At 71.7% G+C, this 10537-nt stretch carries 12 protein-coding genes; 6 read left to right on the top strand and 6 right to left on the bottom strand.

Annotated features, from left to right (window positions below; translation table 11 throughout):
- Positions 1-144 precede the first annotated feature (144 nt).
- Complete coding sequence (locus IE185_RS01445) at positions 145-1041, bottom strand: rhomboid family intramembrane serine protease (RefSeq protein WP_138896529.1); 897 nt, start codon at positions 1039-1041, stop codon at positions 145-147.
- A gap of 94 nt (positions 1042-1135) precedes the next feature.
- Positions 1136-1333: an SDR family oxidoreductase gene (locus tag IE185_RS01440; protein WP_229843307.1), complete on the bottom strand. Its 198-nt coding sequence runs from the start codon at positions 1331-1333 to the stop codon at positions 1136-1138.
- A 215-nt stretch (positions 1334-1548) separates the two neighbouring features.
- On the opposite strand from IE185_RS01440, the gene IE185_RS01435 reads away from it, so the two are divergent.
- The 3 genes from IE185_RS01435 (at position 1549) to IE185_RS01425 (ending at position 3574) form a co-directional block, all read left to right on the top strand.
- The gene (locus IE185_RS01435) at positions 1549-2160 is read left to right on the top strand and encodes a PadR family transcriptional regulator (RefSeq protein WP_229843306.1); all 612 of its coding nucleotides are present in this window, start codon (positions 1549-1551) and stop codon (positions 2158-2160) included.
- A 146-nt stretch (positions 2161-2306) separates the two neighbouring features.
- Positions 2307-3023: a VWA domain-containing protein gene (locus IE185_RS01430; protein ID WP_229843305.1), complete on the top strand. Its 717-nt coding sequence runs from the start codon at positions 2307-2309 to the stop codon at positions 3021-3023.
- On the top strand, positions 3020-3574 hold the full coding sequence (locus tag IE185_RS01425; protein ID WP_138896619.1) for a HutD/Ves family protein: 555 nt from the start codon (positions 3020-3022) through the stop codon (positions 3572-3574). Before IE185_RS01430 ends, IE185_RS01425 begins: the two co-directional genes overlap by 4 nt.
- Before the next feature lie 160 nt (positions 3575-3734).
- On the opposite strand, the gene IE185_RS01420 is transcribed toward IE185_RS01425, so the two are convergent.
- Positions 3735-5231: an FAD-dependent monooxygenase gene (locus IE185_RS01420; protein ID WP_138896620.1), complete on the bottom strand. Its 1497-nt coding sequence runs from the start codon at positions 5229-5231 to the stop codon at positions 3735-3737.
- 148 nt (positions 5232-5379) lie between these two features.
- Between IE185_RS01420 and IE185_RS01415 the strand changes: the two genes are divergently transcribed.
- The gene (locus IE185_RS01415; protein WP_138896621.1) at positions 5380-5880 is read left to right on the top strand and encodes a pyridoxamine 5'-phosphate oxidase family protein; all 501 of its coding nucleotides are present in this window, start codon (positions 5380-5382) and stop codon (positions 5878-5880) included.
- 71 nt (positions 5881-5951) lie between these two features.
- Here the strand turns inward: IE185_RS01415 and IE185_RS01410 are convergent, their stop codons facing one another.
- From IE185_RS01410 to IE185_RS01400, 3 genes are read right to left on the bottom strand one after another with little or no spacing between them, the layout of a single operon-like run.
- Positions 5952-6935: an acyl-CoA dehydrogenase family protein gene (locus tag IE185_RS01410; RefSeq protein ID WP_138896622.1), complete on the bottom strand. Its 984-nt coding sequence runs from the start codon at positions 6933-6935 to the stop codon at positions 5952-5954.
- The gene (locus tag IE185_RS01405; RefSeq protein ID WP_138896623.1) at positions 6935-8080 is read right to left on the bottom strand and encodes an acyl-CoA dehydrogenase family protein; all 1146 of its coding nucleotides are present in this window, start codon (positions 8078-8080) and stop codon (positions 6935-6937) included. Before IE185_RS01405 ends, IE185_RS01410 begins: the two co-directional genes overlap by 1 nt.
- On the bottom strand, positions 8080-9021 hold the full coding sequence (locus IE185_RS01400) for an enoyl-CoA hydratase (protein ID WP_138896624.1): 942 nt from the start codon (positions 9019-9021) through the stop codon (positions 8080-8082). Before IE185_RS01400 ends, IE185_RS01405 begins: the two co-directional genes overlap by 1 nt.
- Before the next feature lie 47 nt (positions 9022-9068).
- On the opposite strand from IE185_RS01400, the gene IE185_RS01395 reads away from it, so the two are divergent.
- Entirely contained in the window at positions 9069-9875 is an 807-nt protein-coding gene (locus tag IE185_RS01395) for an SDR family oxidoreductase (protein WP_138896625.1), read from the top strand.
- Positions 9876-9905: 30 nt separating this feature from the next.
- Positions 9906-10517 (top strand): TetR/AcrR family transcriptional regulator, encoded by a 612-nt coding sequence (locus IE185_RS01390; RefSeq protein WP_138896626.1) that lies wholly within the window; start codon positions 9906-9908, stop codon positions 10515-10517.
- Positions 10518-10537 lie beyond the last annotated feature (20 nt).

Here is a 10537-nt window from a genome sequence, read left to right as displayed (position 1 = left end):
ACGTCCCCCGAATCGTCCCGTACAACGGCGTGCGGAACTATGCGGCGCCTGCCCCGTCCCCGACCGGACACCGGGCAGGCGCCGCGCCATGTTCCGGGGCGGATACGCGCTGTCCGGTGGACCCGGATCGCGCCGGCGTGCCGGTCAGCCCGGGTAGGACGTCAGCGACGACGTCTTCATCAGTACGAGCACGATCAGCAGCACCAGCACACCGGCGGCCGCGATCACCTGGATCGCCGTGCGGTTCTTCCGTGGCGCGTACGCCAGGGCCAGGCTGACCAGTCCGCCGGTGAGCAGCCCGCCCAGGTGGGCCTGCCAGGAGGTGAACAGGGCCGACACGACCATCCAGATCAGGAGCCCGGCGAGGAAGCGGTTGACGGCCCGCATGTCGTGGCCCAGGCGGCGGCAGATCACGTAGTACGAGGCCGAGATGCCGAAGATCGCACCCGACGCGCCCACGACGATGCCGTGCGGCGCGATCAGGTACACCAGCACCGAACCGCCGAGCGCGGACAGCAGATAGAGCCCCGCGTAGCGCGCCCGGCCGAGCTGCTCCTCGACCGTCCTGCCGATGTTCCACAGGCAGAACATGTTCATCATGATGTGCATGATCCCGAAGGTGCCGCCGGTCGGGCTCAGGTGGAGGAAGGCCCCGGTGAACAGCCGGTACCACTCGCCCTCCGCGACCCCGGCGACGCTCGGCCCCGGGTGGACCCCGCTCTCCGGGCCCAGTACCCCCCAGCCGAGCATGCCGAACCGCGGGACGATGTCGGGGCGCGCCAGTTCGCCCAGGTAGGCGAGGACGTTCAACGCGATCAGCGTGTACGTCACCACGGGCGCGGCCGCGCCGGCCACCGAACCGCCGAAGACCGTGCGGGCCTGGCGGACCGACCTGTGGCCGTCCTTCACGCACTCGGGGCACTGGTGCCCGACGGCCGCCTCGCGCATGCAGTCGGGGCAGATGTACCGATCGCAGCGCGTGCAGCTCACGTACGTCTCGTACTTGGGGTGGCGGTAACACGTCGTGACAGCGGCTTCCACGGCCGGCTCCTTGGACTTCTGGGCTGATGGGGGGAGAGCCGGTGGGGTCGGCGCCGCTCAAGATAACGCACGGCCCGTGGCGGCCGACGGGCCGTCAGCCGGTCGTCGAGCCGCCGTCCACGGTCAGCTCGGCCCCGGTGATGTACGACGAGGCGCCCGACACCAGGAAGCGCACCACCTCGCCCACCTCCTCGGCCCGCCCCATCCGCCCGAGCGGCAGGTGCGACCAGTCCCGGTCCGCGACCGACGCCACCAGCGGGGTGTCTATGGCGCCCGGATGCACCGAGTTCACGCGGATCCGTACGGCGCGAGATCCAGCGCGGCGGAACGGGGCGGGCCGGCAGGCCGAACTTCGTCGCTCCGTACGCCGCGTAAAGCGGACACCGCGCATAGCGGTGCGGGTAGGTCCAGGCATGGAGGGGTGGGGAAGGCTCCCGGCGGCACCCCGCCGCTGTCCCCGTCTCCGTACCCCGTCCGCCCCTGCCCTCCGCCCGTAGACTGCGGTCCGTGACGCTGAAGAGGCAGGGGAAGGAAGGGGAGCGGCCCGCGCTGCCGGCGACGAGCTGGGCGGTGCTCGGACTGCTGTCCTTCGGCCGGGAGTTGTCCGGCTACGACCTCAAGAAGTGGGCGGACGCGTCGCTGCGCTTCTTCTACTGGAGCCCGTCGTTCAGTCAGATCTACAGCGAGCTGAAGCGGCTGGAGAAGACCGGCTTCGCGACCTCGCGCCTGATCGTCCAGGACACCGGCACCCGCGACAAGCGCGTGTACCGGATCACCGACGCGGGCACGGACGCCGTCCGTACCTGGGCCCGGGAGGCACCCGTCGACCCGCCGGTGCTCAAGCACGGGCCGATGCTGCGGCTCTGGCTCGGCCACCTCCTCGAACCCGAGCAGACACGCGAAGTGCTGCGGCAGCACCGGGAGTTCGCGGAGGCGATGCGCGGGCGGGCGCTGACGGACATCGAGAGCGCGAAGGACGAGGCGGCGTGGGCGTACCCCGCGCTCACCCTCAAGTGGGCCGAGCGGCACTACGCCGCCGAGCGGGATCTCGCCGATGCCATGCTGGCGGACATCGAGGAGCTGGAAGCCGCCGAGCGCGAGCGCGGTACGCGGCCGTAGAGGCGGCAGAACCAGAGCCCCGGACGGCCGCCGACACCGGCCCCGTAATCTCGGACACGCCCCCCCACACCTTCATGCCCCGAACCCTCACGACCCCTGTTCCTGTCAGCTTCCTGCCGGCCCCGTACGAAACGGAGAGACCCGACGTGGCGATAAGCCTCCACAAGGTCGAGGAGACCGCTCCCGCACTCGTCAGCCTCTACAAGAGCGCGGGCGTCTCGCTGCGCAAGCACGGGCTGGACGGGCAGCGTGCCGCCGTCTATCTGGTCCTCGACTACTCGGGTTCCATGAAGCCGTACTACCGGGACGGCAGCGTGCAGGCGCTCGCCGACCGGGTCCTCGGGCTCTCGGCCAACCTGGACGACGACGGAAGCGTGCCCCTCGTCTTCTTCTCCACGGACGTCGACGCGATCACGGACATCGCCCTCGACAACCACCACGGCCGGATCGACAAGATCGTCGCCGGGCTCGGGCACATGGGCAAGACCAGCTACCACCTGGCCATGGACGCGGTGATCGACCACTACCTCGACAGCGGGTCCACCGCGCCGGCGCTGGTCGTCTTCCAGACCGACGGCGGGCCGATCAACAAGCTCGCGGCCGAGCGCTATGTCTGCAAGGCCGCGAAGCTGCCGCTGTTCTGGCAGTTCGTGGGCTTCGGCAACACGCGCAGCACCCAGTTCGACTTCCTGCGCAGACTTGACGAGCTGGCCGTCCCGGCCAAGCGCCCGGTCGACAACGCGGGGTACTTCCACGCCGGAGCGGACCCGCGCCAGGTCTCGGACACCGAGCTGTACGACCAGTTGGTGCGGGAGTTCCCGGCCTGGCTGGCGGCGGCGCGGGCGCGGGGCATCGTGCGATGACGGTCCAGGTGCTGAGGGCGGCCGACCGCGAGGCCGTGCCGTGGAAGAACGGCGGCGGGGTCACGCGGGAGATCGCGGCCGCCCCCGGAGGCGCGGGAACGGCCCACTTCGACTGGCGGATCAGTCTGGCGGAGGTCGAGGGGGACGGCTCCTTCTCGGTGTTTCCGGAGGTGGACAGGATCCTGACGGTGGTTGAGGGCACGGGGATGGACCTCACGGTGAGTGGGGAGCGGCGGCTCGTCGACGAGCGGTACGTTCCTCAGCACTTCCCGGGGGACGCCGCCACCGACTGCCGGCTGCTCGGCGGCCGGGTCGTGAACTTCAACGTCATGCACCGCAGGGGCCGGACGGCCGCACGGGTCGCGGTGGTGCGCGGCGGTCTCGACGTGGCGGTCCCGCCCGGCGGGACGGTGGTGGTCGTCGCTCTGGACGGAACGGCGACGTTCGACGACGTCACCCTCACCCGGTACGACGCCGTCGTGACCGGCACGCCCGGCGCCCTGTCCACCCGGGGCCACGCGGCGATCGTCACCCTGACGCCGGGCGACTGAACCGCGTCGCGGCCGCCGGGGCGATGTGCCGAGGCCGTGTGCCCGAGGCCATGAGCCGACCGCGTGCCGAGCCTGGAGCAGACGCGCAAGGGCGCGGGCGCACGGGCGCGCTGACCCGGCCGTCGGCCGTGCGGTCGGCCACGGTCACCGGCCGGTGCGGTCAGGTGTGCGGTATCGAGGTGCGCGGCGCGGACGTCCAGGAGACCCGCATCCCGCCGGGGGCGATCCTGGCCGTCACGGAGCCGGCAGCCGTAATCTCCGACGCCCAGGCCGCGTACCCGTCGGGGCGGACGAGCAGCGTCGTACGGCGGTCACTCGCCCAGTGCGCCACGGTGAGCCGCTCGTCGTGCTCGGTCCGCGCGCCGCGCGGCGTGATCAGTACGAAGCGCCCGGCGCGCAGCAGCGCGTACAGCCGGCCCTCCGTGAGGTCGACGTCCGGCACCCGGCGGCCGGTGAGCGGGTGGGCGCCGCGCGGAGCGCCGTACGCGTAACCGATGCCGGTGATCCGGCCGACCGCCCCGCGGGTCACGGGCCGCACGTGACCGGCGGCCAGGGTCAGCACGGCGCGCAGTCCGCGCCGCAGCGGGGTGTGGGCCATGGCGAGGCGGACCAGCGCGCCGCTGCTGCGCAGCACGGCCCTGCCGACGGGGTGCCGTTCGTCGTGGTACGAGTCCAGCAGGCCGTCCGGGGCCTGCCCGTTCACCACGGCGGCGAGCTTCCAGCCGAGGTTGGCCGCGTCCTGGAGGCCGGTGTTCATGCCCTGGCCCCCGGCCGGGGAGTGGGTGTGCGCCGCGTCGCCGGCGAGGAGGACCCGGCCCACCCGGTAGTGCGGGACCTGGCGTTCGTCGCTGTGGAACCGGGACATCCAACGGGCTTCGTGCATACCGAAGTCGCTGCCGAAGGCGCGTCGGACGATCTCGCGCAGCTCGTCCAGCCCGACGGGCGCGGTGTCGGGGATCTCGCCGCGCGTGCGGTCCCAGCCGCCCACGCGCCAGTACCCGTCACCGAAGGGGACGATGAAGCCGAAGGCCGAGCCCCTGCCGTCGAGCGCGACCGTACGGTCGGGCTCCCGCGCCAGCAGCACGTCGGCCAGCACGATCGACTTGATGACCGCGTGACCGGGGAAGGGCACCCCGAGGGCCTCGCGCACCGCGCTGCGCACCCCGTCGGCGCCGACCGCGTAGACGGCGCGCAGTGTCCCGGCCGTTCCGTCCCCCCGGCGCACATCGAGCGTCACACCCGCCTCGTCCTGCGCGAGTCCGGTGACCTCCGTTCCGTACACGAACGTGGCGCCGTTCTGCTCGGCCCGGCGCAGCAGAAGCCTTTCCACTTCGTACTGCGGAGTCACCAGCATGCAGGGGTAACGCGAAGGGAGGCCGGAGAGGTCGACCGACAGGGAGCCGAAGAGCCGCAGCCGGGTGATGATCCGGCCGGTGGTGAGGAGTTCGTCGGCGAGACCGCGCGCGTCGAGCTGTTCCAGCGTGCGGGCGTGCACCCCGAACGCCCGGGTGAGATTGCTGATGCCCGGCGGGCGCCGCTCCACCACCGTGACGGCGATGCCCGCGGCGGCCAGGTCACCGGCGAGCAGCAGCCCGGTGGGGCCCGCGCCGACCACGACGACGTGGCGCTGAGAAGTGGTTCCGGTCGTGCCCTTCATGGCGACCTCCTGGTGCCAACGGTTGTTGGTCAACGCTCGTTGTCAATGTAAAGCAGGCCGCGCTCCGGTGTCAACGGCTGTTGGCCCACAAGCGTTGGGAGCAGAAATGCCGACAAGAGGTGTCGGGTATCCGGGGTTCACTGAAGGCATGGTCACCAACTGGACAGACTTCCAACGGGCGCAGCCGCAGTTCGCGCAGGCCGTGCAGCGACGGTTCCAGCAGTACAAGCACCACGTCCTGGCGACGATCCGCAAAGACGGATCGCCGCGTGTGACCGGGCTCGAAGTGACCTTCCTGCACGGCGAGTTGTGGCTCGGCATGATGCCGTACTCACGCAAGGCGCAGGATCTCCGGCGCGATCCGCGCTTCGCCGTACAGGCGAACCCCGGAGCGGGCGACGACCTGCGGGACGGCGACGTGCGGGTCAGCGGCCGGGCGGTGGAGGTCACCGACCCGGAGGTGATCGCCCGGTTCTCCGGCGAGGTCGCGCCGCCTGAGCCGTTCCATCTGTTCCGGGTCGAGCCGACCGAGGTGGTCGCCACCTCCATCGAGGGCGGGGAACTCGTCGTGCGCACCTGGCGGCCGGGCCGTCCGGTGCGGACGATCCGCCGGGGCAACGGTGACGAACCGGCCCGCGAAGTGTCATGAATCGCCGGCCGTCATGAATCACCAGGTGGCACGCCGGATGTCATGAACCGCCGGATGTCATGAATCAGATGTCATGAACCAGCCAGCACCTTCCGCCGGCAGTCCGACGGCGTCCCCCACGCGTCCCGCAGCGGACGTGCCTTGCGCAGCCACAGGGACAGATCGAGTTCCTCCGTGTAGCCGACCGCTCCGTGTACCTGCAGGGCCGTCCGCGCGGCGGCGTACGCGGCCTCGCCCGTCGTGAGCTTCGCGGCCGCGATGTCGGCGGTCGTCATGGACAGTGCCGCGCCGAAGAGCAGCGGCCGGGCGAACTCCAGACCCACCAGGGTGTCCGCCAACCGGTGCTTGACCGCCTGGAACCCGCCGATCGCCGTCCCGAACTGCGTGCGCTGCTTGGCGTACGCCACCGTCCGCTCCAGCAGCGCGAGCCCTGTTCCCAGCGACTGCGCCGCCGTGGCGAACGCCGCCCAGTCGGCGGCGTACCCGGCGGCCGCCCGCACGGCGGGCCCCGAGGCCAGCAACTCGCCCCCGGGTGAGGGCCGGTACAGCCGCCGCGCCGGGTCCGAGGACGCGCGCAGCGCCCCGTGCCCGGGAGCGAGCCGCAGTTCGTCGCCGTGCACGGCGAGGACGTACGTCGCCGCATCCGCGTCCAGCGCGTACGGACCCCCGCCGGGCAGCGTGAGCGTGGCGCTCGCCCCGCCGGAGGCCAGCGCCGGCAGCAGCCGCTTCGCGGGGCCCGCCTCGCCGTGCTCGGCCAGGCGCGCCAGCAGCGCGGCGGCCGCGACGGTCTCCACCACCGGGCCGGGCACGGCGTACCGCCCGAGTTCCACGTACGCCACGGCCAGTTCGACCGGCAGTCGGCCCACGCCCTCGTACTCCTCGGGAACGGCCAGCGCGAAGACCCCGGCGGATCCCAGGCGCGCCCACAGCGCGTTCCCGGGAACGGCGTTTCCGGCAGCCCACGCCCGTACGGCCGACGGGCTGTCCGCCGCCGAAAGCATCGCTTCCAGGGAACGCCCGAAAGCGGCCTGTTCGTCGGTCAGCAGGAACCTCATCAGCGGCGGCCCTTCGGCAGGCCGAGCAGCCGCTCGGCGATGATGTCGCGCTGGATCTCGTTCGTTCCCGCGTAGATCGGTCCGGCGAGCGAGAACACGTGCCCCTCGGCCCACGCGCTGTCGGCCAGTTCCCCGTCCGCACCCAGCAGATCGAGCGCCGTCTCGTGCAGAGCGATGTCGTAGTCCGACCAGAACACCTTGTTGAGGCTGGACTCGGCCCCGATGGACGCGCCCGCCGCGCAGCGCGAAGCGTTGGCGTACGTGAACAGCTGATAAGCGCGCGCGCCCACGACGGCGTCCGCCACCCGGTCGCGCAGCGCGGTGTCCGACGGATCCGCCGACGCGCGCCAGTGCCGTACGAGCCGTTCCGACGCGGCGACGAATCGGCCGGGGGAGCGCAGCGTCAGCCCGCGCTCGTTCCCGGTCATCGACATCGCGATCCGCCAGCCCTGCCCCGGTTCCCCGATGACGTCCTCGTCCGGCACGAACACGTCGTCCAGGAACAGCTCCGCGAAGGCGGGCTTGCCGTCGAGCCGGCCGATGGGGCGGACGGTGACCCCCCGCGCTCTCAGGTCGAACATCAGGTACGTCAGACCGTGATGCGGTGTCGCCGCGCCCGGGTCCGTACGGAAGATCCCGAACGCCCGGTCCGCGAAGGCGGCCCGCGAGGACCACGTCTTGTGCCCGGACAGCAGCCACCCCCCGTCCGTGCGTACGGCGCGGGACCTCAGGGACGCGAGATCCGACCCCGCCTCCGGCTCGGACCACGCCTGCGCCCAGATCGCCTCGCCGCTCGCCATGGACGGCAGCACCCGGGCGCGCTGTTCGTCGGTGGCGTGGTCGAAGAGCGTGGGGGCGAGGAGGTTGATGCCGTTCTGCGAGACCCGCCCGGGGGCGCCCGCCGCGAAGTACTCCTCCTCGAAGACCAGCCATGTGAAGAGGTCGACGCCCCGGCCGCCGTACTCGCGCGGCCACGCGACCACCGACCAGCGGTCCGCGTGCAGCCGCGCCTCCCACGCGCGGTGCGCGGCGAAGCCCTCCTCCGTCTCCAGGGAGGGCAGCGGCCGCTCGGGGACGTTCGCCGCCAGCCACGCCCGTGCCTCTTCGCGGAAGGCGTCCTCCTCCGGGGTGTGCCGCAAATCCATCAGGAGCTCGCCCTCTTCATCGCGGAGACGTCCATCCCGGCGAGCGGGTCCGCGGCGGTCTCGGCGTTGTGGGCGTGGGCGAGGTGGTGCAGTCCGAAGACCGAGTCCATGCCGGTGTGCATGCCCTGGAGGTCCTCCGCCTGATTCACCGCCCGCTTGGTGAGCGCCAGTCCCAGGCGTGGCATCCGGGCGATCCGAAGCGCCAGTTCCGCTGTCCGCTCCGCCAGTTCGGCGCGTTCCACGACGCGGTTGACCATGCCCACCTCGTACGCCCTGCGCGCGGACATCCGGTCGCCCGTGTAGAGGAACTCCTTGGCGATCCTCGGCGGCATCACCCACGGGTGGGCGAAGTACTCGACACCGGGAATGCCCATCCGCACCACCGGATCGGCGAAGAACGCGTCCTCGGAAGCGACGATCAGATCGCATATCCACGCGAGCATCAGCCCGCCCGCGACACACGCGCCGTGGACCGACGCGACGACCGGCTTCGGTAGTTCGCGCCAGCGGCGGCACATGCCCAGGTAGACCTCCGACTCGCGGGCGAAGCGCGACTCGGCTCCCTGTTTGTCGGAGTGGTCCCACCAGAGGCCCGCCCGGCGCTCGAAGGGCAGATGGGCGTCGCGCTCCGGGGTGCCGATGTCGTGACCGGCGCTGAAGTGGTCGCCGGCCCCCGCCAGCACGATCACCTTCACCTCGGAGTCCTCGGCCGCGCGGTAGAAGGCGGCGTCCAGGGCGTAGGTCATCGCCGAGTTCTGGGCGTTGCGGTAGCGCGGCCGGTTGAGCGTGACGTACGCGAGGGTCCCGCGCCGCTCGTAGAGCACGGGTGGTTCGTCCGGGACGGGCGGTTCCCGCAGCACAGGTGGCTCGTGCGGCACGGACGGCTGGTGCCGCACGGAAGGTTCGTGGGCGGGTGGCTCGTGGGCGGCGGGCGTGGGCATCAGGCTCATCCTTCCCTAACAAGTGTTTGGTAGGTTAACGTACGGCCATGAGCAGCGTCGAGGAGTCCCGCGCCCCACGCCCCGCCTACGTTCCCGGGCACGGTCTGCTCAAGGGCCGTACGGCCGTCGTCACCGCCGCCGCCGGCGCCGGCATCGGCGGCGCCACGGCACGGCGGTTCCTGGAGGAGGGGGCGCGCGTCCTCCTGGGCGACGCGCACGCACGCCGCCTGAAGGAGACCGAAGAGGCGCTCGCCGGGGAGTTCGGCGCCGGGAACGTCGCCTCCCTGCCGTGCGACGTCACCGAAGAGGCCCAGGTGCGGGCCCTCTTCGACCTCGCCGTACGGGAACACGGCGGCCTGGACATCGTCTTCAACAACGCCGGTCTCGGCGGCACGGCCGAGCTCGTCGACATGAGCGACGAACAGTGGTCCCAAGTCATCGACGTAACACTGAACGGCACGTTCCGCTGCACCCGTGCGGCCCTGCGTGTCATGAAGGCGGCCGGCCGGGGCGGCGTCGTCGTCAACAACGCCTCCGTCGTCGGCTGGCGCGCCCAGAGCGGCCAGGCCCACTACGCCGCCGCCAAGGCGGGCGTCATGGCGCTCACCCGGTGCGCGGCGGTCGAGGCGGCGGCGTACGGCGTGCGCGTGAACGCCGTCGCGCCCAGCCTCGCCATGCACCCGCACCTGGTGAAGGTGACCTCCGCCGAGCTGCTCGCGGAACTCACCGGGCGTGAGGCGTTCGGGCGGTACGCCGAGCCCTGGGAGGTCGCGAACGTCGTCGTCTTCCTGGCGAGCGGCTACTCCTCGTACATGACCGGCGAGACGGTCTCGGTCAGCAGCCGCCGTGCCTAGCAAGGCCGTCCCCGGGCGGACAATGGCAGCGTGCCCAACAAGAAGAAGAACCAGGTGACCGCCTCGCCCGAGCGGCGGCGCGAACTCCTCGGCACGGCAGCCGAGGTCTTCGCCGCCCAGGGCTACAACGCCACGACCGTCCGGAAGATCGCGGACGCGGCGGGCATGCTCGCCGGCAGCCTCTACTACCACTTCGATTCCAAGGAATCGATGCTCGACGAGATCCTGTCCACGTTCCTCGACGAGCTGTGGGAGGGGTACGACGCCGTGCTCGCCGCCGGACTCGGGCCGCGGGAGACCATCGAGGCGCTCGTCACCGAGTCGTTCAGGGAGATCGACCGGCACCGCGCCGCCGTCGCGATCTACCAGAAGGAGTCGAGGCACCTGTCCGCACAGCCGCGCTTCCACTACCTCGCCGACTCGCAGCAGAAGTTCGAGAAGGCGTGGCTGGGAACCCTGGAGCGCGGGGTGCAGGCGCGCGTCTTCCGGGCCGACCTCGACATCCGGCTCACCTACCGCTTCGTCCGCGACACCGTCTGGGTCGCCGCGTCCTGGTACCGGCCCGGCGGCCTGCACAGCCCCGAGGAGATCGCCCGCCAGTACCTGTCCATGGTCCTGGACGGCATCGCTCTGCGTACGTGAACCGCTTGTCCGACGTTCGT

The sequence above is a fragment of the Streptomyces chryseus genome, from assembly GCF_014650755.1.
Lineage (GTDB): Bacteria > Actinomycetota > Actinomycetes > Streptomycetales > Streptomycetaceae > Streptomyces > Streptomyces chryseus.
This window is presented reverse-complemented; position numbering and strand designations above follow the sequence as displayed.